This window comes from Martelella mediterranea (genome assembly GCF_021021415.1).
In the GTDB taxonomy this organism is placed as follows: Bacteria; Pseudomonadota; Alphaproteobacteria; order Rhizobiales; family Rhizobiaceae; genus Martelella; species Martelella mediterranea_C.
Window position 1 is genome coordinate 12,422 of sequence record NZ_JAINWJ010000033.1, and the last position, 23,943, is coordinate 36,364.

Annotated in this window: 30 protein-coding genes and 1 tRNA gene; 14 read left to right on the top strand and 17 right to left on the bottom strand. The window is 62.9% G+C overall.

The window, feature by feature from the left end:
- Nucleotide 1: 1 nt before the first annotated feature.
- Nucleotides 2-1,075, top strand: coding sequence for an ACR3 family arsenite efflux transporter (gene arsB / locus K7H91_RS17785; RefSeq protein WP_230721571.1), 1,074 nt, complete (start codon nucleotides 2-4; stop codon nucleotides 1,073-1,075).
- Here arsB and K7H91_RS17790 read toward each other — a convergent pair.
- Both K7H91_RS17790 and K7H91_RS17795 read right to left on the bottom strand, forming a co-directional pair.
- Nucleotides 1,042-1,593, bottom strand: a complete 552-nt coding sequence (locus tag K7H91_RS17790) for a disulfide bond formation protein B (RefSeq protein ID WP_230721572.1) — start codon at nucleotides 1,591-1,593, stop codon at nucleotides 1,042-1,044. The two genes, arsB and K7H91_RS17790, sit on opposite strands and share 34 nt — an antisense overlap.
- A 12-nt stretch (nucleotides 1,594-1,605) precedes the next feature.
- Nucleotides 1,606-1,758 carry a DUF5993 family protein gene (locus tag K7H91_RS17795; RefSeq protein ID WP_230721573.1) on the bottom strand — a complete coding sequence of 51 codons (153 nt, stop codon included), beginning with the start codon at nucleotides 1,756-1,758 and terminating at the stop codon, nucleotides 1,606-1,608.
- A gap of 196 nt (nucleotides 1,759-1,954) precedes the next feature.
- Between K7H91_RS17795 and K7H91_RS17800 the strand changes: the two genes are divergently transcribed.
- The gene (locus K7H91_RS17800) at nucleotides 1,955-2,461 is read left to right on the top strand and encodes an RNA pyrophosphohydrolase (RefSeq protein ID WP_230721574.1); all 507 of its coding nucleotides are present in this window, start codon (nucleotides 1,955-1,957) and stop codon (nucleotides 2,459-2,461) included.
- A 73-nt stretch (nucleotides 2,462-2,534) separates the two neighbouring features.
- Here K7H91_RS17800 and bfr read toward each other — a convergent pair whose 3' ends face one another.
- The 6 genes from bfr to dnaN form a co-directional block, all read right to left on the bottom strand.
- Nucleotides 2,535-3,020 (bottom strand): bacterioferritin, encoded by a 486-nt coding sequence (gene bfr, locus K7H91_RS17805; protein WP_230721575.1) that lies wholly within the window; start codon nucleotides 3,018-3,020, stop codon nucleotides 2,535-2,537.
- Entirely contained in the window at nucleotides 2,968-3,297 is a 330-nt protein-coding gene (locus K7H91_RS17810) for a (2Fe-2S)-binding protein (RefSeq protein ID WP_230721576.1), read from the bottom strand. Before K7H91_RS17810 ends, bfr begins: the two co-directional genes overlap by 53 nt.
- 133 nt (nucleotides 3,298-3,430) lie before the next feature.
- Entirely contained in the window at nucleotides 3,431-3,619 is a 189-nt protein-coding gene (locus K7H91_RS17815) for a hypothetical protein (protein ID WP_230721647.1), read from the bottom strand.
- Between the two features lie 114 nt (nucleotides 3,620-3,733).
- Nucleotides 3,734-4,705 (bottom strand): complex I NDUFA9 subunit family protein, encoded by a 972-nt coding sequence (locus K7H91_RS17820; protein WP_230721577.1) that lies wholly within the window; start codon nucleotides 4,703-4,705, stop codon nucleotides 3,734-3,736.
- 145 nt (nucleotides 4,706-4,850) lie between these two features.
- On the bottom strand, nucleotides 4,851-5,561 hold the full coding sequence (gene pyrF, locus K7H91_RS17825; protein WP_230721578.1) for an orotidine-5'-phosphate decarboxylase: 711 nt from the start codon (nucleotides 5,559-5,561) through the stop codon (nucleotides 4,851-4,853).
- A gap of 93 nt (nucleotides 5,562-5,654) precedes the next feature.
- Entirely contained in the window at nucleotides 5,655-6,773 is a 1,119-nt protein-coding gene (gene dnaN / locus K7H91_RS17830) for a DNA polymerase III subunit beta (RefSeq protein WP_230721579.1), read from the bottom strand.
- Between the two features lie 201 nt (nucleotides 6,774-6,974).
- Between dnaN and rsmI the strand changes: the two genes are divergently transcribed.
- The 7 genes from rsmI (at nucleotide 6,975) to gshB (ending at nucleotide 13,791) form a co-directional block, all read left to right on the top strand.
- Entirely contained in the window at nucleotides 6,975-7,868 is an 894-nt protein-coding gene (gene rsmI / locus K7H91_RS17835) for a 16S rRNA (cytidine(1402)-2'-O)-methyltransferase (RefSeq protein WP_230721580.1), read from the top strand.
- Nucleotides 7,861-8,223, top strand: a complete 363-nt coding sequence (locus K7H91_RS17840) for a YraN family protein (RefSeq protein ID WP_230721581.1) — start codon at nucleotides 7,861-7,863, stop codon at nucleotides 8,221-8,223. Before rsmI ends, K7H91_RS17840 begins: the two co-directional genes overlap by 8 nt.
- A 118-nt stretch (nucleotides 8,224-8,341) precedes the next feature.
- Nucleotides 8,342-9,640, top strand: coding sequence for an extracellular solute-binding protein (locus K7H91_RS17845; protein WP_230721582.1), 1,299 nt, complete (start codon nucleotides 8,342-8,344; stop codon nucleotides 9,638-9,640).
- A gap of 321 nt (nucleotides 9,641-9,961) precedes the next feature.
- Nucleotides 9,962-10,843: an ABC transporter permease subunit gene (locus K7H91_RS17850; RefSeq protein WP_230721583.1), complete on the top strand. Its 882-nt coding sequence runs from the start codon at nucleotides 9,962-9,964 to the stop codon at nucleotides 10,841-10,843.
- Nucleotides 10,844-10,853: 10 nt separating this feature from the next.
- Nucleotides 10,854-11,696, top strand: a complete 843-nt coding sequence (locus K7H91_RS17855) for an ABC transporter permease subunit (RefSeq protein WP_230721584.1) — start codon at nucleotides 10,854-10,856, stop codon at nucleotides 11,694-11,696.
- 11 nt (nucleotides 11,697-11,707) lie between these two features.
- Nucleotides 11,708-12,760, top strand: coding sequence for a sn-glycerol-3-phosphate import ATP-binding protein UgpC (locus K7H91_RS17860; protein WP_230721585.1), 1,053 nt, complete (start codon nucleotides 11,708-11,710; stop codon nucleotides 12,758-12,760).
- Between the two features lie 77 nt (nucleotides 12,761-12,837).
- Complete coding sequence (gene gshB / locus K7H91_RS17865) at nucleotides 12,838-13,791, top strand: glutathione synthase (protein WP_230721586.1); 954 nt, start codon at nucleotides 12,838-12,840, stop codon at nucleotides 13,789-13,791.
- Here gshB and K7H91_RS17870 read toward each other — a convergent pair.
- The gene (locus K7H91_RS17870) at nucleotides 13,786-14,121 is read right to left on the bottom strand and encodes a TM2 domain-containing protein (RefSeq protein WP_230721587.1); all 336 of its coding nucleotides are present in this window, start codon (nucleotides 14,119-14,121) and stop codon (nucleotides 13,786-13,788) included. The two genes, gshB and K7H91_RS17870, sit on opposite strands and share 6 nt — an antisense overlap.
- Nucleotides 14,122-14,284: 163 nt before the next feature.
- On the opposite strand from K7H91_RS17870, the gene K7H91_RS17875 reads away from it, so the two are divergent.
- The 3 genes from K7H91_RS17875 to K7H91_RS17885 all read left to right on the top strand — a co-directional run bounded on the left by K7H91_RS17875 (nucleotide 14,285) and on the right by K7H91_RS17885 (nucleotide 17,470).
- On the top strand, nucleotides 14,285-15,823 hold the full coding sequence (locus tag K7H91_RS17875; protein ID WP_230721588.1) for a YifB family Mg chelatase-like AAA ATPase: 1,539 nt from the start codon (nucleotides 14,285-14,287) through the stop codon (nucleotides 15,821-15,823).
- Between the two features lie 225 nt (nucleotides 15,824-16,048).
- Nucleotides 16,049-17,086, top strand: coding sequence for a DUF2793 domain-containing protein (locus K7H91_RS17880; RefSeq protein ID WP_230721589.1), 1,038 nt, complete (start codon nucleotides 16,049-16,051; stop codon nucleotides 17,084-17,086).
- Nucleotides 17,087-17,242: 156 nt separating this feature from the next.
- The gene (locus tag K7H91_RS17885; RefSeq protein ID WP_018065069.1) at nucleotides 17,243-17,470 is read left to right on the top strand and encodes a hypothetical protein; all 228 of its coding nucleotides are present in this window, start codon (nucleotides 17,243-17,245) and stop codon (nucleotides 17,468-17,470) included.
- Between the two features lie 6 nt (nucleotides 17,471-17,476).
- Here K7H91_RS17885 and K7H91_RS17890 read toward each other — a convergent pair whose 3' ends face one another.
- The 7 genes from K7H91_RS17890 to K7H91_RS17920 form a co-directional block, all read right to left on the bottom strand.
- Entirely contained in the window at nucleotides 17,477-18,538 is a 1,062-nt protein-coding gene (locus K7H91_RS17890) for a hypothetical protein (protein WP_230721590.1), read from the bottom strand.
- Nucleotides 18,531-19,508: a hypothetical protein gene (locus tag K7H91_RS17895; protein ID WP_230721591.1), complete on the bottom strand. Its 978-nt coding sequence runs from the start codon at nucleotides 19,506-19,508 to the stop codon at nucleotides 18,531-18,533. The genes K7H91_RS17890 and K7H91_RS17895 overlap by 8 nt, the downstream gene beginning before the upstream one ends.
- Nucleotides 19,493-20,074 carry a hypothetical protein gene (locus K7H91_RS17900; protein WP_230721592.1) on the bottom strand — a complete coding sequence of 194 codons (582 nt, stop codon included), beginning with the start codon at nucleotides 20,072-20,074 and terminating at the stop codon, nucleotides 19,493-19,495. The genes K7H91_RS17895 and K7H91_RS17900 overlap by 16 nt, the downstream gene beginning before the upstream one ends.
- A 254-nt stretch (nucleotides 20,075-20,328) precedes the next feature.
- Nucleotides 20,329-20,517 carry a Trm112 family protein gene (locus K7H91_RS17905; protein WP_230721593.1) on the bottom strand — a complete coding sequence of 63 codons (189 nt, stop codon included), beginning with the start codon at nucleotides 20,515-20,517 and terminating at the stop codon, nucleotides 20,329-20,331.
- A gap of 9 nt (nucleotides 20,518-20,526) precedes the next feature.
- Entirely contained in the window at nucleotides 20,527-21,192 is a 666-nt protein-coding gene (locus K7H91_RS17910) for an LON peptidase substrate-binding domain-containing protein (RefSeq protein ID WP_230721594.1), read from the bottom strand.
- A gap of 14 nt (nucleotides 21,193-21,206) precedes the next feature.
- Complete coding sequence (gene trxA / locus K7H91_RS17915; protein WP_230721595.1) at nucleotides 21,207-22,181, bottom strand: thioredoxin; 975 nt, start codon at nucleotides 22,179-22,181, stop codon at nucleotides 21,207-21,209.
- A gap of 55 nt (nucleotides 22,182-22,236) precedes the next feature.
- Nucleotides 22,237-22,734, bottom strand: coding sequence for a prolyl-tRNA synthetase associated domain-containing protein (locus K7H91_RS17920; RefSeq protein ID WP_230721596.1), 498 nt, complete (start codon nucleotides 22,732-22,734; stop codon nucleotides 22,237-22,239).
- 351 nt (nucleotides 22,735-23,085) lie between these two features.
- On the opposite strand from K7H91_RS17920, the gene K7H91_RS17925 reads away from it, so the two are divergent.
- Nucleotides 23,086-23,160 (top strand) — tRNA-Gly (locus tag K7H91_RS17925).
- Nucleotides 23,161-23,183: 23 nt separating this feature from the next.
- Here K7H91_RS17925 and K7H91_RS17930 read toward each other — a convergent pair.
- A complete protein-coding gene (locus K7H91_RS17930) occupies nucleotides 23,184-23,354 on the bottom strand; it encodes a hypothetical protein (protein WP_230721597.1) in 171 nt (56 codons plus the stop codon).
- A 137-nt stretch (nucleotides 23,355-23,491) separates the two neighbouring features.
- Here K7H91_RS17930 and K7H91_RS17935 point away from each other — a divergent pair, with 137 nt between their 5' ends.
- A complete protein-coding gene (locus tag K7H91_RS17935) occupies nucleotides 23,492-23,767 on the top strand; it encodes a DUF1153 domain-containing protein (protein WP_018065061.1) in 276 nt (91 codons plus the stop codon).
- Nucleotides 23,768-23,943: the final 176 nt, after the last annotated feature.

Genomic DNA, 23,943 nt, shown 5'->3' on the forward strand with positions numbered 1-23,943 from the left:
CATGTCCACCTTTGAACGCTACCTGACCGTCTGGGTGGCACTCTGCATCGTCGCGGGCGTTGCCCTCGGCCATTTCTTCCCCACGGCGTTCCATGCCGTCGGCGCCATCGAGGTGGCGCGGGTCAACCTTCCCGTCGCCGTGCTGATCTGGCTGATGATCATACCGATGCTGCTGCGCATCGACTTTGCCGCGTTGGCGCAAGTCGGCCGCCATTGGCGCGGCATCTCCGTCACGCTGTTCGTCAACTGGGCCGTGAAGCCGTTCTCCATGGCACTGCTCGGCTGGCTGTTCATCGGCTGGCTGTTCCGGCCCTATCTGCCCGCCGACCAGATCGATTCCTATATCGCCGGGCTGATCATTCTGGCAGCCGCGCCCTGCACCGCCATGGTGTTCGTCTGGTCGAACCTGACGAAGGGTGAGCCGCATTTCACGCTGTCACAGGTCGCCCTCAACGACGCGATCATGATCGTCGCCTTCGCGCCGATCGTGGCGCTGCTCCTCGGCCTGTCGGCGATTACGGTGCCGTGGGACACGCTGGTGCTGTCGGTCGCGCTCTACATCGTGATCCCGGTGATCATTTCGCAGATTATCCGCCGCTCGCTGCTGGCGGGCGGTTCAACGGCGCGGCTGGATGCCCTCCTTGCGCGCCTGCAGCCGGCCTCGCTGGTGGCGCTGCTGGCCACGCTGGTGCTGCTGTTCGGCTTTCAGGGCGAACAGATCATCGCCCAGCCGATGATCATCGCGCTGCTGGCCGTGCCGATCCTGATCCAGGTCTATTTCAACTCCGGCCTTGCCTATCTGCTCAACCGGGCGGCGGGCGAGCAGCATTGCGTTGCCGGACCCTCGGCCCTGATCGGCGCCTCGAACTTCTTCGAGCTGGCCGTCGCCGCCGCCATCAGCCTGTTCGGCTTCCAGTCCGGGGCGGCGCTCGCCACCGTTGTCGGCGTGCTGATCGAGGTGCCGGTGATGCTGTCGGTGGTTTACATCGTCAATCGCAGCAAGGGCTGGTACGAAAGCGGTGCAGCGGTTGCCCGCAACCCTCACCGCCCGGAGAGCGAGTCCAGCGCCTCGTAGCTCGTCGGGTTGTCCGGGCAAAGGCCGAGCCCGCATTCGGCCAGCGTCGAAACGCCGTTGCCAAGCGTCATCAGCGCGAAGAACACGACCGCCACAAGCCCCAGCCCCGAAAGCCGGCGCGCCGGGGCGGTGGCAAAGCCGCCAAGCACCAGCATGGCTGCCGAACCGAGAATGACAAGCGCGAACACCAGAAAAGCCCAGGTATAGAAATGCAGGCCGAGGAAGGGATCGCCATAGGCCCCGGTGCCCGGCACCACATGCAGCGCCACCTGCCGGAGCGCCGGCACCGCACCGGAAAGCGCGCCCAGGATCATCAGCCCGTAATGGCGCGGCGCCACCCCGAAAATGACGTTCAAAGCCAGTCCCACGCCCACCATGACAAAGCCCGCGCGCTGCAGCAGGCAAAGCGGACACGGCAGTTCGCCATAGGCAAACTGTGCATAGAAGGCAAACAGCAGCACGATGGAAATCGCCAGCAGGGCAAGCGCGTTCAGTGTCGCGGCCAGTTTTTCACTCATGGCGTTCCCCTCCTAAAGCGACAGATCGAGCGTATCGGTGGCATGGAGCCGGTAGAGCACGACAAGCAGCAGCAAGCCGGCAATCGTGAGCGCCACCGCGGCCCCCTTGCGATCCTTCAGCGCCATATAAACCGCGCCCGCGCCGATGAAAAACGGTAGTGCCATCATCTGAATTCCCCCTCTGCAATGCGACACAAGACATGGCAGGCTTTTCAAACGCCTGCAAGCAACCCCTGGACGGCCTCCGGACATTTTCCGCACCGCATCAAGCGGCGGCGCTTGCCGGGAATGAAGGAATTCACCTTTGCCGTGCTTTGCGTTAGGCATGATGCGACGAAATCCATCGAACGAGACCTCCCCCATGCGCAAAGCCCATGAACTGCCCTACCGGCCGAATGTCGGCGTGATGATCCTGAACCCTGAAGGCAAGATCTGGCTGGGGCGAAGGCTTTCTGAAAACAATTCGGAATCCGACGGCTCGCCGCAGCTCTGGCAGATGCCGCAGGGCGGCATCGATCCCGGCGAAACGCCGCTCGAGGCCGCAACCCGCGAGCTTTACGAGGAAACCGGCATGAAATCGGTGGAGCTCATCGGAGAGTCGCCCGGCTGGATCAATTACGACCTGCCCGACCACCTGATCGGCATCGGCCTGCGCGGCAGGTTCCGCGGCCAGACCCAAAAATGGTTCGCCTTCCGCTTTCTCGGCGACGACAGCGAAATCGCGATCGATCCGCCGCCGGACGGCCATGAACGCGAGTTCGACGCCTGGCAATGGGCCGATATCGAAACGCTCCCCGGTCTGATCGTCACGTTCAAGCGCGCGGTGTATGAAAGGGTCGTCGACGAATTCCGGCACCTGACGGTGTGATCAAGGGCGCGCGCCATAAAAAAGGCCCGGAAAATCCGGGCCTTCAAAAACTAACGAAAATGCCAGGGAGCGGTTATTCGGCACTCTCGCTCGATGCGGCGTTGAGCTGGGCATATTTCTGCTCGCCGATCGAATCCAGCAGTTCGAGCTGGGTCTCGAGAAAGTCGATATGGCCTTCCTCGTCGATCATCAGTTCTTCGAAGAGCTTCATGCTGACGTAATCGCCAGCCTCGTGACAGATGTCACGGGATTCCTTGTAGGAATTGCGCGCTTCGTATTCGCCGGCCAGATCGGATTCAAGCACTTCCTTGACGGTCTGGCCGATGCGCAGCGGCGCCACGGTCTGAAGGTTGGGATGGCCTTCGAGGAAGATGATGCGGTCGATCAGCTTGTCGGCGTGATGCATTTCCTCGATCGATTCGGCCCGCTCTTTTTCGGCAAGCTTCGTCAGACCCCAGTCTTTCGTGAGACGGTAATGCAGCCAGTACTGATTGACGGCGCCGAGCTCAAGAAACAGAGCTTCGTTCAGCCGTTCGATAACCTTTTTGTCGCCTTTCAATGTCCGCTCTCCTGTTCTTTTGGTGGAACTCTTTGAGGCGGCTCAAAAAATCACATATCTCAGCTTCGGTCGAGTCACTATTTTTATGATAGGCCTCGGTCGTGCGGACAATGATATCGGCGACATTCGGGAAGCATCCACAGCAGCGGCCGCGCTTGGCCATGCGGTGGTAAACCTTGGCGGGAACAATAAGCTGCCAACAGTCCTCGTCGAGCAGCTCGACGATGGTCTGTTCAATTTCCTTTTCGGTAATGAAATTGCAACTGCAAACCAGCATGCTTCCACCATTGACATAAGTCTCTGATGAGAGCTGTTTTGCAAAAGGCGAGGCTGATTGTCAAGATTAAATTAGCGTCAGCCCGTCACAAAGGTTTGAGCGGGCTCAAACGGAAATTGCCCAACGAATGGAATCAGTTGACGGCGGCAAGCGCGCAGGGGTCGACCCCATAAGCGGGCGCGCAGCCGGGTTTGCCCGCGGCAATGCTGCCGGGAGCGGCGAGCGACGCCGCCATGATCATCAATGCTGCGCCTGCGAACAAAACAGCGATAGACTTACCCATCGTTCCAGAAACCCTTTTGATACGAACCCGCTTGATCATCTTAGCGATGACTTTCCAATAAACAGTAAAGGCGCAACTACTGTGACAGGTTCCAGAATGTGGCAAAATTTTTGCGAAATTGTGGGCAGGATATGCACTCGCCCCCTTATTCCGTCAAGCGGTTTTTCCGAACTGGCCGTGCTGACGGTACTGAACGAGGTAAGTGCGCAACACGACCTCAAGCTGTGCCGGACGGATGCCGAGGCCATCGAGCGTGCGCCCCTCTGCCTGCGCTTCTTCGGAGACAACATTGTCCGCTTTCAGAAGCTTGACCTGGTCGGACGTCAACGGCGGCGCGATGAACGGAATGAGGCTGGCAATGCTGCCGAACAGCGAGGCGAGGCCGAACGGCATGGAAACGAGCGCACGCTTGCGGCCGGTCACCGAGAGCAGCAGTTCGAGACATTCGCGGAAGGTCAGCACGTCGCGACCGCCGAGTTCGTAAACCTTGCCGCCCTCTAGCTTGCCTTCGACGGAACGCGCGATCACCTCGGCGACGTCGCCGACATAGACCGGCTGGAACTTGGTCTCGCCGCCGCCGATCAGCGGCAGGATCGGCGAGATCAGCGACATCTTTCCGAACTTGTTGAAGAAGTCGTCCTCAGGGCCGAAGATGATCGAGGGCCGCACGATCACGGCGTCGGGACAGATTTCGCGGATCGAGGCTTCGGCCACGCCCTTGGAGCGGGCGTAGTGTGACGGGCTGTCGGCATCGGCCCCGATGGCGGACACGTGCGTGAGCTTCGCGCCTTCGGAGCGGGTGACTTCGGCCACCAGACGCGCGCCTTCGGTCTGCACCGCGTCGAAGCCGTTCTTGCCGCTCTCGAACAGGATGCCGACGCAATTGACGACATGGTCGGCGCCGTGGATGGCGCGGCGCACCGAATCCTCGTAGCGCAGATTGGCCTGCATGAAGGTGATCTGGCCGACATTGCCGAGCGGCTGCAGAAACAGGGCGAGGTCGGGACGGCGAACGGCAACGCGGATGCGATAGCCCCGTTTGGCCAGCGCCCGGACGACATAGCGACCGACAAAACCGGAACCGCCGAAGACCGTAACCAGCGGGGGAATGTTCGATAGCGTCATGACAAGCCTCTCGTTTGGATGATAGCTCCCCCTTAGCCCAATTGACCGCGAAGGTGAAGGGACAAGAGGTCGCGGCGGTTAATATCGCACAGCCTCGGCGGGCCGCCGTGGCACCGGCGACACAGGCCGCGGCGCGCGGGGTGTCTCAGCCGTTCGCCGCCCCAAGCATCTCAGTCTCGATGTCATCGACAATCCGCCGGGCGGCGGCTTTCGGGTCGTCTGCCTTGACGATCGGACGGCCGACGACGAGATGGCTCGCGCCGGCGGCAATGGCATCGCGCGGCGTCATCACCCGCTTCTGGTCGTCGGCAACGGAACCGGCCGGACGGATGCCCGGGGTCACCACCGCCATCTCGGGTCCGATCACGCTGCGCACCGTGCGCGCCTCGGCCGCCGAACACACCACTCCGCCCATGCCGGCCTCGGCCGCCTGGCGGGCGCGTTTTTCGACAAGGGCTTCCGCGGTTTCGGCATAGCCGGCTTCGATCAGGTCTTCGTCGTCCATCGAGGTGAGCACGCTGACGCCGAGCAGGCAGAGCGGCGAGCCGGCCGCCGCCGCGACCGCCGCGCGCATCGCCTTCGGATAGGCATGCAGCGTCAGCATGGTCACGCCCATCTTCGCGATGTTCTCGACGCCCTTGGCCACCGTGTTGTCGATGTCGAGCAGCTTCATGTCGAGGAAGACCTGCTTGCCGTCTTCCGCCAGTTCGCGCGCAAGGGAAAGCCCGCCGGCGAAGGCAAGCTGGTAGCCGATCTTGTAGAAGGAAACGGTGTCGCCAAGCGTCTCGACCATGGCTTCCGCTTGGGCCACGGTCGGAACGTCCAGACCCACAATCAGGCGGTCGCGTGCAAGCATGTCATCGGCTCCTTCATCTCGTTTCACCGCGATGCCAGTGGCATAAAAACACCCGCGCGAAAAGCGAAAAAGCCCTCGGCTATGCCGGTCGCGCTAGACCCGCATCGGCATCAGCACGTAGAGCGCGTTCTCGTTGTCGGTGTCGCGCACCAGCGTCGGCGAACCGGCATCGGCGAACAGGAAGATCGCCTCGTCGCCGGTGAGCTGGCCGGTGATGTCGAGCAGATATTTGGCGTTGAAGCCGATATCCATCGGCTCGCTGTCATAGCCGACGGCGAGTTCATCCGTGGCGCTGCCCGAATCGGGGTTGTTGACGGTGAGCGTGAGCTGGCCCTCGGCAAGCGACAGCTTGACCGCGCGCCCGCGTTCCGACGACACGGTGGAGACGCGATCGACGGCCTTGGTGAAATCGGCGCAGTCGATCCGCATCTCGCGGTCGTTATTGGCGGGAATCACGCGCTGGTAATCCGGGAAGGTGCCGTCGATCAGCTTGGAGGTGATCACCACCGAACCGATGGTGAAGCGGATCTTGGCATCGGACACCTCGACCGCGACAATAATCTCCGGATCATCGAGCAGCTTCTGCAGCTCGCCGACCGTCTTGCGCGGTATGATGACGCCCGGCATGTTCTCGCAGCCCGACGGCGCGTCGATTTCGGCGCGCGCCAGACGGTGGCCGTCGGTGGCGACGGCGCGCAGCTTCAGCGCCTTGCCCTCGGCCATGGCGTGGAAATAGATGCCGTTCAGGTAATAGCGGGTTTCCTCGGTCGAGATCGCGAACTGGGTGCGGTCGATCAGCATTTTCAGATCGCTCGCCTTCAGCTTGAAGGCGTGGCTGAAGGAACCGGCCGTCAGATCGGGAAAATCCTCCTGCGGCAGGCATTGCAGCGAAAATTTTGACTTGCCGGAGGCGACCGAGATGGTCTGGCCGTCGGTGGCTGTCGCCAGCGATACTTCCGCGCCATCGGCGAGCTTGCGCACGATTTCGTAAAGCAGATGCGCCGGCACGGTGGTCGCGCCCGCCTGTTCGACCATCGACGCCGTCTTTTCGGTGATTTCGAGATCGAGGTCGGTCGCCTTCATCTCGAGATCGTTCCCTTCGGCCTTCAACAGCACATTGGAGAGAATCGGTATGGTGTTGCGCCGCTCGACCACGCGATGCACATGGTTCAGGGACTTCAGCAGGTTTGATCTCTCAAGCGTGATACGCATGACTTTCGCTTTCACTCTTATTGCGCGGACGGCGACGGGCATGCGCCGCAGGGGCGCAGGCGGGGTGACAAAATGACAGCAAATCCGTCCGGATTGCAAGGGGTGAGACCCCTTACTCCCCATTGATCGCAGGCTTTGACCCCACGCCCCTTGCGAGCGCTCCCATGCCGTGGTCAAACGGACAATGAAAATGCCGGGACAATGGTGATGGAAGACAACAGCAATCGGTTCGAAATCGCGGGCCATTCGATCGAGGCGCGGCCTCTTTCGCCGGGCCTTTATCTGGTGGCGACGCCGATCGGCAATCTCGGAGACATCACCATCCGCGCGCTCGAGACAATTGCCGGCTGCGACATTCTCGCCTGCGAGGACACCCGTGTGACACGCAAGCTGCTCGATCGCTTCGCGATCCGCAAGCGCCCCTATGCCTATCACGAGCACAATGCCGAAAAGGCGGGCGAGAAGCTGATGGAGGCGCTCGGCGCAGGCAAGACGGTGGCGCTGGTCTCCGATGCCGGCACGCCGCTGGTCTCCGACCCCGGCTACCGGCTGGCGCAGCAGGCGATCGCCGCCGATATCAAGGTGGTGCCGATCCCCGGCGCATCCGCGCCGCTTGCCGCCCTCGTCGGCGCCGGCCTGCCGAGCGATGCCTTCCTGTTCGCGGGCTTCCTGCCGGGCAAGGACAAGGCGCGGCGCGACCGCCTGACGGAGCTTTCCGACGTGCCGGCAACGCTCGCCTTCTTCGAATCCCCGCACCGCATCGCCGCCACGCTGGAAGCAGCCGCAGAGGTACTCGGCGGCGAGCGGCCGGCCGCCGTCTGCCGCGAGCTGACCAAGACCCACGAGACCTTCCGCCGCGGCACGCTTTCCGAACTGGCGGACCTTTATCGCGACGAGACGGTCAAGGGCGAAATCGTGCTGCTGATCGGGCCGCCGCTTGCCGGGGCCGCTCCGGATGCAGGCGATGTGACCGCGCTCCTGAAAAAGCTCGCGGCCGAAATGCCGGCGGCGAAAGCGGCGGCACAGGCCGCGAAGGAAACCGGTCTGCCCCGCAAGGAGCTCTACCAGCAGCTTCTGGCGCTGAAGGATGGCTGACGCGCCGACAGCCCGCCGCAAGGCCGAACGGCGCGGGCACCGCGCCGAGTGGCTGGCCGTGCTCTATCTGCGCCTCAAGGGCTACCGCGTCGTCGCCACCCGCTACAAGACCCATGCCGGCGAGATCGACATCATTGCCCGCAAGGGCGATCTCGCCGTGTTCATCGAAGTCAAGGCGCGGCGCGAGACGCAGGTGGCGATCGACGCCGTGACGTCGTCCGCCATGCGCCGCATCCGCGCGGCCTCGGATATCTGGCTGGCGCGCCAGCCCGATTTTTCCCGCCTGTCGCACCGCTACGACATCGTCGCCTGCCTGCCGGGTCGCCTTCCGCGCCATTTTCCCGACGCGTTCTGACGTCCAGGCTTGCGCTTTTACAATTCTGCAACAAAACCGTCGTCTGCCCGTCACGCAGCAAGGCTACCTCCCCGGTAATCATCGCTATCGATGATTTTCAGAACCGGGGAATTTGACCATGAAGAAATTTGTTCTGGCCGCGCTTGCCGCCGGCCTTTCCACGTCGACCGCTTTCGCCGCCACCGACATCACCTGGTGGCACGGCATGGGCGGCAAGAACCAGGAAGTCATCAACCAGATCGCCGAGAAGTTCAACGCCTCGCAGGACGCCTGCACGCTGACGCCGGTTTCCAAGGGCACTTATGAAGAAGCGCTCGCCGCCGGCATCGCCGCCTTCCGTTCGGGCGAGCAGCCCAACATCCTCCAGGTGTTTGACGCAGGTGCCGCCACCATCATCAACGCCAAGGGCGCGGCCGTTCCGGCCGAAGACCTGATCAACGACGCCGGCTACGAGTTCAACCGCGAAGACTTCATCGAAGGCGTGCGCTACTTCTACGCCGACAGCGAAGGCAAGTTCGTCGGCATGCCGTTCAACTCGTCGGCGCCGATCATGTACATCAACACCGAAGCCTTCGAAAAGGCCGGCGTCGAGCCGCCGAAGACCTGGGAAGAGTTCGAGGAAATCGCGCCTGCCCTGAAGGATGCCGGTTACGTGCCGCTCGTCCAGTCGCAGCTCACCTGGGAAATGACCGAGAACTTCTTCTCGCGCAACAATCTCCAGTTCGCGACCAACAACAACGGCTATGACAGCGTCGAGGGCACCGAGATCCTGGTGAACACGCCCGAGCATGTCATGATGTATGAGAAGCTCAAGGATTGGTACGACAACGGCTATTTCGGCTATTACGGCGCCGGCTGGTCCGATAACCAGAAACCGTTCGAGGAAAACAAGGTTGCGCTGTGGATCGGCTCCTCCGGTTCGTTCGGTGGCCTGCAGAGCACGGCCCAGATGCCCTTCTCGGCGACCTTCCTGCCCTATTGGGGCTCGATCGACGGCGCCGGCACCAATTCCTTCATCGGCGGCGCGGCGCTCTTCGCGCTTTCCGGCAAGTCCGACGACGAGAACAAGTGCACGGCCGACTTCTTCCAGTTCCTGACCTCGCCGGAAATCCAGTACTTCTATCACAAGTCCACCGGCTATGTTCCGGTCACCACCGCGGCCTATGAACTGGCCAAGGAAGACGGCTGGTATGAAGAGCAGCCGGTTGCCGAAGTCGGCATCCAGCAGCTTTCGCTGCCGGGCGGCGAATGGTCCAAGGGCTACCGCATGGGCTTCTACCCGCAGATCCGCGAAGTGATGGAACGCGAATACAACAAGATCTTCGCGGGCGAGACCTCGGTTCAGGACGCGATGGCGACGATCGAGCAGGAAGGCAACGCCCTTCTCGCCCGCTTCGCCAAGACCGCCGGCAACTAAGGCACTGCATTCGAGAATTGCCGATCCGGGGGCTAACGCCCCCGGATTTTGGCATGTTGGAAAATGTAATACCGCCGCAAACGGCGGCTGCGTTTGCTCCGAGTGATGGAACTTGCTCCCAAGACTCTCTCCCGCTTGCGGGAGAGATGCCCCGAAAGGGGCAGTGAGGGTGATGCAGCCTTTCCAATCGTGAGGGCGTTCGCGGGGTGGGTCTCCCCCTCACTGTCGCTGTCGCGACATCTCTCCCCTCCGGGGCGAGAAGACTTGGGGGCTATGCGGCATAGGCGGGTTCGTCGCCCCGACCGCAACAGGAAACAGAAAATGAAGCGCGTCCAGTTCAATTCGGCCCTGCTGCCCTATCTTTTCGTGCTGCCGCAGATGGCGATCATCGTGATCTTCTTCTACTGGCCGTCGGCGCAGGCGATCCGTTCGTCCTTCTTTCTGGAGGACCCGTTCGGTTTCGGCGAGACCTTCGTCGGCTTCGACAATTACGTCGTCGCTCTGACATCCTCCTATTATCTGCAGGTCGCGCGGTTCACGGTGATCTTCACCATCATCGTCACCTTCCTGTCGCTGACCCTCGGGCTGCTGCTCGCCTCCAAGGCCGATGACGTGATCCGCGGGTCGAGCAGCTACAAGACGCTGCTGATCTCGGTCTATGCGATCGCCCCGCCGGTTGCGGGCCTCTTGGGCATGATGTTCTTCGACCAGCATATCGGACCGTTCGTCAAAATGGCGTCCTGGTTCGGCTGGGACATGAAGGTCGGGATCAACTATTTCGACACCGCCTTCGCGATGATCACCGTCGCCGTGTGGAAGCAGATCCCGTATAATTTCATCTTCTTCCTGTCGGGCCTGCAGTCGATCCCGGTGTCCGTCCGCGAGGCGGCGGCGATCGACAACCGCTCGCGCCTCGGCCGGTTCTGGACCGTGACGCTGCCGCTTCTCGCGCCCACCGCCTTCTTCCTGCTGATCATCAACATGACCTATTCGCTGTTCGACACCTTCGGCATCATCGACGTGATCGTGAAGGACAAGGCCGCCAACAACCCGATCACGCTGGTCTACAAGGTCTATATGGACGGCTTCCGCGGCAATGACATCGGCGGCTCGGCGGCGCAATCGGTCATCCTGATGATCATCGTCCTCGCGCTTACCTTCTTCCAGTTCCGCTTCATCGAGCGGCGCGTCCACTACAATTGAGGAAAGCGCCATGCACAGAACCAAACTGATCGATCACATCATCCTGCTGTTCGGCGTATTCTTCATGATCGGCCCGGTCTTCGTGGCCTTCATGACCTCCACCCACACGGCGATCGATGTCCATATCAACGGCCTGCAGGTGAGCTGGGGCGGCGATTTCGTCGAGACCTACAAGGAGTTGCTGACCCGCAAGGGCGGCTTCACCGGTGAAGTGACCGGCGCGCGCATGGTGATGAATTCCTTCATCCTCGGCGTCGGCTTCGCCGTCGGCAAGATCGTGCTGTCGATGCTGGCCGCCTATGGGCTGGTCTATTTCCGTTCGCGGTTTTCGACGCTGTTCTTCTGGATGATCTTCACCACGCTGCTCTTGCCGCTGGAAGTGCGCATCTTGCCCTCCTACGACGTGATGACCAAGCTTGGGCTGATCAACACCTATACCGGCCTGATCGTGCCGCTTCTGGCATCGGCCACCGGCACGTTCTTCTTCCGTCAGTTCTTCAAATCGGTGCCGGACGAACTGCTGGAGGCGGCCCGCATTGACGGCGCCGGGCCGTTCAAGTTCTTCATCGATATTCTGGTGCCGCTGTCGAAGACAATGATCGCCGCGATCTTCATCATCATGTTCGTCTATGGCTGGAACCAGTATCTGTGGCCGATGATCATGACCAATGACGAGAGCTTCTACACGCTGGTGCGCGGCATCAAGCAGATCCTGCTCGTCTGGGTCGGCTCCCAGATCCCCGAATACAATCAGGCCTTCGCCCTTGCCGTGCTCGCCATGCTGCCGCCCGTGCTGATGGTGGTGATTTTCCAGAGCTGGTTCATCAAGGGCCTGACCGAAAGCGACAAATAGGAACAACAACGATGTCCGCAATCGAAATCTCGAAGGTTTCCAAGATCTATTCCGGCGATCAGCGCGCGGTCGACAGCGTCGACATCGCGATCGCCGATGGCGAGTTCATCGTGCTTGTCGGCCCGTCCGGCTGCGGCAAGTCCACGCTTCTGCGCATGGTGGCGGGGCTTGAGACCATCACCGAGGGCGAAGTGAAGATCGCCGGCAAGGTGGTCAACAGGATGGACCCGGCCGAGCGCGATATCGCCATGGTGTTCCAGAATTACGCGCTCTATCCGCATATGACGGTCTACAACAACCTTGCCTACGGCCTGAAAAACCGCGGCACGCCGAAGGCCGAGATCGCGGAGCGGGTCGCGGAAGCCGCCCGCATGCTGGAGCTTGAACCCTATCTCGAACGCAAGCCCCGCGCCCTTTCTGGCGGCCAGCGCCAGCGCGTCGCCATGGGTCGCGCGATCGTGCGCAAGCCGGCCGCCTTCCTGTTCGACGAGCCGCTCTCCAACCTCGACGCCAAGCTGCGCGTTTCCATGCGCGGCGAGATCAAGCATCTGCAGAAGCGGCTCGGCACCACCTCGATCTACGTCACCCACGACCAATTGGAAGCCATGACGCTGGCCGACCGGCTGGTGGTGCTGAATGGCGGCAGGATCGAGCAGATCGGCACGCCGCTCGACGTCTACCACAAGCCGGCCTCCACCTTCGTCGCCAATTTCATCGGCTCGCCGGCGATGAATCTGGTCGCGGGAAAGCTGACGCAAGGCCAACTCACGATCGGCGACAACAGCATGCAATTTTCAAGCGCTCCGCCCGCCGATGGTCCAGTCACCGTCGGCATCCGCCCGGAAGACCTGCAGCCAACGGCGGGCGATGGCCTGAAGGCCCGGCTCGATTATGTCGAGGAACTCGGCGCCACGCGGCTTGCCCATTGCCTGACCGGCGGTGAGCGGCTGACGGCAGCGCTCTCCCCCGAGATACCGCTTGCCGACGAACTCACCTTCGCGGTGTTGCCGGAAAAGGTGCATTTCTACGACCACGCCAGCGGAAAGCGGCTTTCGACCGCCTGAGCGACGCCCGCGATTGCCAAGGGGCGGCGCGATGACTAAATATCGTGTCGCCTCAAACCAACCGGGACTCGCTTTTCATGGCCGCAATCAAGAACGTCGCCGTCCAGATGGACCATATCTCCACCGTCAAGATCGGCGGCGATTCGACTTTTGCCATGAGCATCGAGGCGCAGAACCGGGGCTATAATCTGTTCCACTACACGCCCGATCGCCTCAGCCTGCGCGACGGCAAGGTGTTTGCGACCATCGAGCCGATGACGCTGCGCGACGAGGAAGGCGACCACTACACGCTCGGCGCGCCGGAGCGGATCGACCTTTCGACCATGGACGTGGTGCTGTTGCGCCAGGACCCGCCCTTCGACATGGCCTATATCACCTCCACCCACCTGCTGGAGCGCATCCATCCGAATACGCTGGTGGTCAACGACCCGGCATGGGTGCGCAACTCGCCGGAAAAGATCTTCGTCACCGAGTTCACGGACCTGATGCCGCCGACCCTGATCACCAAGGATGTCGGCGAAATCCGCCGTTTCCGCGAGGAAATGGGCGATATCATTCTGAAGCCGCTCTACGGCAATGGCGGCGCGGGCGTGTTCCACTCCACCCGCGACGACCGCAATTTCACCTCGCTTCTGGAAATGTTCGCGCAGATGTTCCGCGAGCCCTATATCGCCCAGGCCTATCTGCCGGCCGTGCGCAAGGGCGACAAGCGCATCATCCTGGTCGACGGCGAATTTGCCGGGGCGATCAACCGCGTGCCGGCCGAGACCGACAGCCGCTCCAACATGCATGTCGGCGGCCGCGCCGAAGCCGCCGGTCTGACCGAGCGCGAAAAGGAAATCTGCGCCCGCATCGGCCCTGCGCTGAAAGAGCGCGGCTTCATCCTCGTCGGCATCGATGTGATCGGCGACTACATGACGGAAATCAACGTCACCTCGCCGACCGGTATCCGCGAGGTCAAGAAATTCGGCGGCGCGGATATCGCCAGCCTGATGTGGGACGCGATCGAGAAGAAGCGCAGCGGTCTATGATCTGTTTTCGCCCGCCAGCGCCTGCTGCGTGAGGCGCGCGCGGATCTCGTTCTTCTGGGCGTCGATCATACCCGGGATGAGGAACAGGTCGACGATCCACCATAGCGCCCAGATGCCAAGCAGGAAAAAGCCGACGATAAAGACGACGGTCAGTCCGCCGATGACGTTGAGCAGGAGCATGGCAAGGCCCGACCCCATGCGGCCGAGATAAAACCGGTGAATGCCGGCCCAGCCGAGGAAAAACCACAGCAGATAGGCAGCCGCCGGCGATTTGGCGCTGTTGGTCACGTGCTGCTCGATCAGTATCCGCTCTTCGGTCGTCAGTCCCATGGCACCCTCTTTGCTTGCGACCCAAGGTTTACTGCGGCGCTGGCGATCTGTCTATCCCGTTGAACACGAAGGAGAAATAAAAGTTCTCTTTTTGTTCTTGCAAGTAAGCGCGAGTTATGGAATCCTTGCAACCTGAAGACACAGGCAAGCGGGCGGGACAGCCATGGTTTCACGTGTTCATACGGTTGCATTCCAGGGGATCGAGGGCGTTCCGGTCGATGTGCAGGTCATGGTCGCGCCGGGCAAGATCGGCATGCAGATCGTCGGCCTGCCGGACAAGGCGGTCGCCGAAAGCCGCGAGCGGGTGCAAGCGGCGCTGCATGCCACGGGCCTGGCGCTGCCGCCGAAGCGGGTGACGGTCAACCTTGCGCCCGCCGACCTGCCGAAAGAGGGCTCACATTTCGACCTCGCGATCGCGCTCGGGCTGATGGCGGCACTCGGGGCGGTGCCGGCGGATGCGCTCGCCGGTTATATGGTGATCGGCGAGCTGAACCTCGACGGAACCATCGCAAGCGTCGCCGGCGCGCTGCCAGCGGCCATTGCCGCAAACGCGCTCGACAAGGGCCTGATCTGCCCGGCCGATTGCGGGCCGGAGGCGGCCTGGGCGAGCGCTGATATCGATATTCTCGCGCCCAAGAGCCTGATCGGCATCGCCAATCACTTCAAGGGCACGCAGATTCTGTCGCGCCCAAACCCGGCCGTGCGCGCGGCACCGCACGACCTGCCGGACCTTGCCGATATCAAGGGGCAGGAGAGCGCCAAGCGCGCGCTCGAAGTGGCAGCCGCCGGCGGGCACAATCTGTTGATGGTTGGCCCTCCGGGTGCCGGAAAGTCCATGCTCGCCGCCCGCCTGCCCTCGATCCTGCCGCCGCTTCTGCCGCAGGAACTGCTCGACATGTCGATGGTCCACTCGATCGCCGGCAAGCTTGCCGGCGGCAAATTGTCGGATCGCCGCCCCTTCCGCGCACCGCATCATTCCGCCAGCATGGCCTCACTGGTGGGCGGCGGCATCAAGGCGCGGCCGGGCGAGGCCTCGCTTGCCCATCACGGCGTGCTGTTCCTCGACGAACTCCCGGAATTCTCGCCGCAGGTGCTCGACGCCTTGCGCCAGCCGCTGGAGACCGGCGAATGCGTGATCGCGCGCGCCAATCACCGCGTCTCCTACCCCGCAGCCTTCCAGCTCGTGGCGGCGATGAACCCGTGTCGCTGCGGCATGGCGGGCGAGCCCGGCCATTCCTGCGCGCGCGGCCCGCGCTGCGCCGCCGATTATCAGGCCCGCATTTCCGGCCCGCTGATGGACCGGATCGATATCCGCATCGATGTGCCCGCCGTCAGCGCGATCGACCTGATCGGCGCGAAATCGACGGGCGAAGCGAGCAGCGCGGTGGCGCGCAGGGTGGAACGCGCCCGCAATGCCCAGCGCGAACGCTTTGCCGGGCTCGATGAGAAGGCGGTCACGGTCAACGCCCGCTGCGCGGCAAACCTGATCGAGAAACTCGCGGAACCCGATGCCGCGGGGCTTGCTCTGTTGCGCGAGGCGGCCGAGAAGATGCGGTTCTCCGCCCGCGGCTATCACCGCGTCCTCAAGGTCGCCCGCACGATCGCCGATCTCGACGGCAAGGCCCAGGTTGGCCGCATGCATATCGGCGAGGCCATCGCCTATCGCGTCGCAACGGCCGAAAGGACCGGCGCCATCGCCTGACGCGCCGGCGCAGCGCTCGACCGCGTCCCCGAGCCATGCGGGCTTGTCAAACACCCACGCGAACGAGGCTCCCGGCTCCCGGCTCCCGGCTCCCGGCTCCCGGCTCCCGGCTCCCGGCTCCCGGCTCAAGAAGCATTCTCCCTAACCGTCCCTGCACCAACTATTTTCCCCGGCCTCCCGCGCGGGACTAGGCTTGTGACAACGCAGCCCGCGAAGGAGATTTTCATGTCGGATGCAACATCGAAGCTGGGCCTCCCCTTTATCCTGCCCGCCCAGGCGCAAAAGCACGTCACCCATAACGAGGCGCTGCAGCGTCTCGACGCGGTCGTTCATCTCGCGCTGGCGGGCGAAGACGACAGCCCGCCGGAAACGCCCGAGGACGGCGTCTGCCATCTGGTCGGCGAAAGCCCGACCGGCCTCTTTTCCGGCCATGCCGGGGAGATCGCAATCTATCAGGATGGTTTCTGGCAGTTCGCAGCCCCGGCCGCCGGCTGGACCGCCTGGTTCGGCAGCGATGCGACATGGCGCGTCTTCGACGGCGCGGCCTGGGTCACGCCGCCGGTTCCCGACGAGGCAACTTTCGCCTCCGTCGGCATCAATGCCGCGGCGGATGCCACCAATCGTCTGTCGGTGTCCTCTCCGGCAACGCTGCTGAACAATGCAGGTGCCGGTCACCAGCTCAAGATCAACAAGGCGACGCCCGGCGACACCGCCTCGCTGCTGTTCCAGACCGGCTGGTCCGGCCGCGCCGAAATGGGTCTTGCTGGCACCGACGGCTTTGCCATCAAGGTCAGCCCGGACGGCGCAAGCTGGTTCGAGGCGCTGCGCGTTTCCCCCTTCGGCGCGGTCGTCATGCCGGAACGCCCGCTCACGCGCGCCGCACGAGCCGTCGGCGCGACGCTGATCGACACGCCGACCGTGCTCGGCTTCGACACGCTTTACACCGGCGAGGGTGGGTTCTCTCTCGGCGCGGCGGTTGCCGGCGGCGGCGAAAAGCTGTCCTTTCCGGTGAGCGGCTTTTACGTGGTCACCCTCAATATCTCGGCAACCGCGAGCGGCCCATTCACGGTCACTCTGCAAAAAAACGCCTCGGAAAACGTGGTGATCGTGCGCGGCGGCGCGACGGGGGGAGACGAGGTCACGCTCTCGTCCACCGCCATCGCCTATTTTGCGGCCGGCGACGATGCGCAGCTTTCCTTCACCGGAGCAGCGACCTACAATCTGGGATATGGCGCCACCGAGGTGATCGCGCTTCTGACCTGATTTCGGCGAACGGCTTGAATGCGTGCCGCGATCAGGGCTATCCATTGTAGACCCGCATGTCGCGGACGGGTGAAATCGCCGCGACATGCGCGAGACAGGCAATAAGAGCGGAGCCCCCTTTTTGCGGGAGGGGCATTCGCAGGAGAAAGGGCGATCATGGCGGGCATGGACTGGCGGAAGAGTTTCGATCTCAAACACCCTTCGCTGAAACCGCTCTGGGTGCGCATCCTGGCCGTGGCGCTCTCCGCCGGCTGGGCTGTGGCCGAGCTGTTTATCGGCTCGCCCTTCTGGGCGATCCCGTTCGGCGCCGCCGCCGCCTATATGGCCTATGTCTTCTTCTTCTCGCCCGATCGGCACTATTTCAGCGGCAAGGACGACGCGTGAGACGCCTCATTCGCCGCAGCTCAGCGTGTGGAAATGGTCGCCCCAGGCGGCGATCGCCACCTTGAAATACCCTTCTCCTTCGAAGCGATGGTCACCACCCCAGACCAGCCGGCCGCCATCGGCCGTTCCGCGCAGATAAATCACGCCGTTTTCGGTCTTGAGCGGCAGGATCGCGCTTCGCCCGCCTTCGATCTCTCCGGATACTGTGGAGAATGGCAGGTCCTTGCGCGCTTCGATCGCGCGATAGCGGGCGATATAGCTGACCGGCTGATTGCAGCCATTCATCAGCACGAACGAGATGAACGGCGCGTAACCGGCTTCCATCACGCGGAACTGGCCGGGTTGAAGCCCCGTTAGGATCCGGCCGATCCCCTCCTGCTCCGCCTTGCCGATATAGCGGCCGCGACCGGGACCGAGATAGATCCCGACAATGCCCGAGGCCGAACGGATAGCGGCGCCGGCAGCGCCGTCCGGCAGCGCGCAGTTCAACGGCATGAGATCCCCGGCCTCAATCGCAAGCGCCGCGCAACCGGCGCTCATCATCTGGCCGCCGGTCGCGGCGTCATAGAAGTCCACGCTCAGCCCCTCGTCATTGCCGGCATGGCCATAGTGAAAGCCCGCCTTCGCGGTGACCTCGGAAAAGGCCGGCTGCCCGTCCGCCTCCCTCACTTCGACAATGGCAGGCTGATCATTCAGTGAAGCGCCCGGACCGAACGGCGCATCGGCGGCGGGCAGATAGACGCGTTGAACGAAGCGCCGCCCGGCGGGAATATACCCGTCATCGAGATCTATGCGCGGCATGATCTGGCGGTCTTCGAACGGCGCGCCTGTTTCGGGATCGATCACACAGGTCGCCGCCGTCAGAACATGGCGCGGACCGATGACCGTGCCCGAGCAGACCACCTGATCGATGCCGCTGACGATGGCCACCAGGCTGCGATCCCGCCCCTCGCTGCCATCCACCGCCTCGACATGGGTTGCGGCGGCGGCAGCAGACGCCAGAAAACAGCCCGCAAGAAGCGCGTTCAGGAACAGAAACCCGCACTGCCGCAATGTCTGCCTACTCATCGACGCCCTCCCCGGCCGGCTGTCCGTTTCCGCCCGCCCCTGCGCCCCGCCTCTCGCCGGCATCGGTCGCCCTTTCCATGGCAGCCATGATCGCGCCGGCCTCCCGGCGGGCCTGTTCATAGGCGGCGGCATCACCCTGCTTCAATCCGTTCGGCAGGTTTTGCAGCCGCTCGAGCTTGCGCAGAAGCGCGATCGGCACGCCCCGGCGAAAGGCCGGTTCCAGATAGCGTTGCGGGTCCTCGCGCATCGCCGCCACCTCATAACCGAAACTGCGCGCGACCCCATCGAGCAGCCGGTTGACGGCTTCTGCGGCCGCCACGGCGCGGTTGCGCATATTGTTTACAGCCAGAAACGTCGTCAGCTCGTCCGCCGACCACGCCGCTTGCACGATCTCCACCCCTTCGGGGCGAAGCTCGCCCTGCCAGACAGAGCGCGCCGTTTCCGGCGACAGCCACGCATCCTTGTTGATGCCGCTCAGCCAGATAAACGTCCGGTCCCAGCCGGACCGCGACGGCGGGTTCTCAACCCATTCGCCCGGTGCGCCGGGGGTCGCGATCCGCTGCGATACGCCGACATAGGAATTCTGCGCGGGCGCATAAAACCGGAACATCATCTCGACATCCGAGGGCCGGATGCGTGGCGCCTCCCCGGGCAATCGCGCCCCGGCCTCACCTGTTGGCGACCACACCTGCACATCACCCGGCCCGAATGTCGGCAACAGATAGCGCCAGTCTTCGATTTCATAGCGAAAGCGCGCGGTCAGCACCGGCGCGTCGTTCTCCAGTGCCATATGCAGGTCCGCGTCCCAGATGAGAACGCTTGTCGAAGGCTCATCCGCCGTGGGCGCGGTAAAGCTGGCGCTATAGCTCTGCCCCCGCGCCTCCACCAGACGGTTGCCGTCAGCGCCGGCAGCGGCCGGCAGAAACAGCGCAAGCCATCCCAGGAGAAAAGACGTCAAGAACCGAGCCATAGCTCGAACCTTTCCTGCTGTTCATCGGAGACGAAAAGCCGGCGCTTGCCCCCGAGCGGCTGAAGCCCGGCGCGCGCGCCGTAATAGCCGCCGGTCTCCGCGCTGTCTGTGGCAAGCGGCATATAGGATAGCGCGAACCAGCCCGCCACGCAGACAAGCAGAACGGCGATGACGCCCCCGCCGAGCCATAGCAGAACCTTGCGCCGATCCCGCTTCGGCCTTTGCCGCGCGGCTTCATCCCAGACCTTGTCGTCGACATCATCATCCCACGCGGGAACCGCGGGCGCCTTGACCGGTTGCGGGTCTGGCCGCGCGCGCTGATGCAGGCCGGTTTCGATCTCGAGAAGGCTTTCCGGCGCGTTCAGAAAATCGCCTGCCTCGAAGGGCGGCGAAACCGCACGGCCGCCATGGGTTGCGCGAATCCGCAACTGCCGTCCATTGGCGGTCGCCAGATCGTAGAGCGGATCGCCCTCCACGATTGCGTCGCCGCGCTTGAAATAGGACCGCTCGACCCGGACCGGATAAAACTCGTCTCCGGCAGGCGATTGCATGATGACACGCGACATCCGTTCTCCGTCCTGAACCGCCCGCCCGGCCGCGCCACGGGGGCAATTCGATGCTTCCGGAGCATAGTCCGGCACCCCGCGCCATGCTCCTTGTCTGCTCCCGCGCAAGGCCTGCGCCGGCGCGCCTTTGATGCACGTTAATCCGCAAATCTTTACGGAATGAAACCATTTCCGGTTTGCCGTGCAAATTCAGCTAATAAAGCGAAGACTAGATCAGCGGATTGCCGCCAGCAAGTGGGCAAGATCGGGCGGCGTCAGTCCTCAAGCGGACGCGCCTCGGAGGCCAGCATGATCGGCACGCCATCGCGGATAGGATAAGCGAGCTTCGCCTTCTCCGAAACGAGCTCCTGCCGTTCGTCATCATAGGAAAGCTGTCCCTTGGTCAGCGGGCAGACCAGAAGTTCGAGCATTTTGGGATCGATCCCGGCTTCCCTGGCAATCATCGTTCGTCCCTATTGCAGCCGGTCGCCGGGATCGCCGGCAAGCGCGAATTCGATAATCGCGATGAACAGCGCCGCCCGCGCCCTGAGATCGGGCGCTTCCAGCAAGGCCTGTTTTTCCGCCGGGCCGAAGGGCGCCATCATCGACAGCGAATTGACGAGGGTGAGATTGCTGGCCTGCTCGATATGATCCCACTCGGTTTCCAGCCCCTCGGAATCGAGATAGGCCCGAAACGCCCGGATCAGGCCCGCCCGGTCGACGCCGTCATCCTGCCCTTCGATTTTGAGATCGCCCAGGAACGGCGCGATGGTGAAGCTGCGGAACGGCCGCGTCGTTTTCACCTCATCGATCAACCGCACCCGGCAAATGCCGGCGAGCGCCACCAGATACCGCCCGTCGCCGGTCTCCGCGAACGAGGTGATCCGGCCGAGGCATCCGATATTGGAAACCGGCGTGTCTTCGGTCACCGAAAGCGTCTCGTCATGACGGGCGGGCTGGGCCATGACGATCAGCCGGTTGCCCGCGATCGCATGATCGACCATAGCGATATAGCGCGGCTCGAAAATGTTGAGCGGCAATTGCCCGTGCGGCAGCAACAGCCCGCCCGTCAGCGGAAACACCGGAGCGCTCTCCGGCAGATCCTTGGCGGTCAGATAACGGGCATTGCCAACCTGCATGGTGGTCTGGTCCCTTACGAGAAAAGAATGGTCGAAAGCCTGCGGCGGGCGGCGATCGTCGCCGGATCCTTCGGCCCCCAGGCCTCGAAAAACGCGATCAACTGGCGGCGCGCGCCATCATCGTCGAATTCGCGGTCCCGGCGCATGATGATCAGAAGCTGCTCGGCAGCCGCCTCGCGCTTGCCTTCGGCATTCAGCACCTTGGCGAGCTTCATGCGGGCCTCATGATCGTCCGGGTTCTGGGCCAAAGCATGTTCGAGGGCCGACGGGTCGCCGAACTTGCGCGCCTCCTCGATCTGCTCGATCTTGGTGACGAGCGCCTTGATGGCGTCATCCTCGCGCAGTTCCTCCGGCACCTGTTCCAGCACCTGGCGGGCGCGATCGAGCTGGCCGGCGGCCACCATGCAGCGCCCTATCCCGGCAAGCGCCTTCGGGTTTTCCGGGTCGGCCTGCATCACCGCGGCGAAAAGCTGGCCGGCCTCCTGCAGCTTGCCATCCGCGAGCATCTGCTCGGCCTGGTCCAGCGCCTCGGCGATCTCGGCCTTGCGGTCCTGTTCGGACGGGCTGTTCTGGGAAAGCTTGGCGATGAACTCATTGACCTGGCTTTCCGGCACCGCGCCCATGAAGCCATCCACCGGCTGGCCCGCGGAAAACGCGATGACGGCGGGGATCGACTGAATGCCGAGCTGGCCTGCGATCGACGGGTGCTCGTCGATATTCATCTTCACCAGCTTGACCTTGCCGCCGGCGGCATTCACCGCCTTTTCCAGCACGGGACCGAGCTGCTTGCACGGGCCGCACCAGGGCGCCCAGAAATCCACCAGCACCGGTTGGGCCTTCGATTCCTCGATCACATCCTTGCCGAATGCGGCGGTGGTCGTGTCCTTGATCAGCCCGCCGGGCGGCGTTGCGCCATTGACGGCGCCATCGGCCGAAACATTCATCTGGCCGCCGAAGGAACCGCCATAGGGGTTGTCAAATCCGCTCATCACTCTCTCCGTATGGCCTTTAAGGCCCCGTCTCTGTTGGATTTAAGATCGTGTGTCACACCGTTACTTTCAAGACAACCGGCTCGTGCCCGGTTGCCCTGATGAAGCTTAACAGATCATCGCGCCCGATCGAGGTCGTGGCGGTGTTGCGCAAGGGGTGGCAGTTGATGATCTCGTTCTCCATCAGGCTCTCATCGAGAATGAACGTGACCTGACCTTCATCATCATTGATGGCGCCGAGCGCCGTCACCGAGCCGGGCTCGACCCCGAGATAATCCATCAACGCGTCCGGCTTGCCGAATGAGACCCGTCCCGACGCCCCGATCAGCGTATGCACCGTCTTCAGGTCGACGGTTGCGTATTCTTCCACCGTCAGCAGGAAATAGCGGCTCTTCTTGTCCTTCACGAACAGGTTCTTGGTGTGGCCGCCGGGTATCTTTTCGCGCAGGTCATCGCCTTCGGCCACGGTGAACACCGGCCGATGCTCGTGATTCTGGTAGGAGATACCGAGTCCGTCGAGAAAGGCGAACACGTCGTCGGAGGTCTTGGTCATCAGGGCCGTTCCGGTTTCGAATTGACGCCTGTTTCAACACCAATCGTCGGCCAATGCAACTCTGTCGCACGGGTTGACGCGGCAATGGCCGCCGCATCAATGGCCCGGCATCCCGACTTGCCCGCCTTCCCCGCTTCATTCCGCAGGCGCCGATGCTCTTTGCCAATGTTCGCAGGCGTATCGCTATTCGGCTAAAATACTGAAATACAGACCTTTTGCCGACCGAGCAAAAAAATGCGACGTTCCCGTAATTTCTCTGTTGCATTTGAAATCCGCTTGGGCCATATACGCCTTCGTCGTCGCCGAGACGACATATCCGGCCTCAGACCTACCCCCGGCCGGGTTTTATGAGCGGGTGTAGCTCAGGGGTAGAGCACAACCTTGCCAAGGTTGGGGTCGAGGGTTCGAATCCCTTCGCCCGCTCCAGTTTTCCAAACAGATACAAGACACTAGAGCTCGTGAACGCCGTCAGGCCTGGCACTATTGGCGATGTTCAGCCATGTCGCCCAGCCGCCCTGAGCCAGCGCAAGGCCGGCACGCCGAAGGAAGTCGGCAAGTGGCTCTGTCAGCATCTTGCTGTCCGCCTCTCGCGATAGGTGCATCGGCCAGCCCTTGGCCATGCAGTCTCCCTCGTCCCAACATCGCCCGCCCAAAAGCCAAAAAAGCTGGTTACCAGAGCGTTACACTTGCCTTAGGCAAATTTTAAAAGTGTGGCGCTAGGTTGTGAGCGTAGGTTGTGAGTTTTGTAGAGAGTACGATGACCGAGCTAGCCCGCGTTCGCGCAAAATATGTCATAGGTCCCGACGGCAGTCCGCTGACCGTTGCCGACCTGCCCCCTTCCAATACGCGGCGCTGGGTGATCCGGCGCAAGGCGGAAGTCGTGGCGGCCGTGCGCGGCGGCCTGCTGAGCCTGGAAGAGGCGTGCGAGCGATACTGCCTGACGGTGGAGGAATTTCTCTCCTGGCAGGCATCGATCGACGATCACGGCCTTGCCGGCCTGCGCACGACGCGGATCCAGCAATATCGCAACTGACCGGCGCGGCATCGCGCCGCGGGTAGCGGCTGGCGCCGGACGAGCCGCGCGTCTCTTTTCGGTCCATCTCATCGAAGGCGTTTTTGACGCGGCAGGGCAGGAGTGTCGCCGCATCAATGTCGGCTTTTAACCGAGATCGGCCAGGCCGCGAGCGAAAGAGCGGAGACCGGTCATCC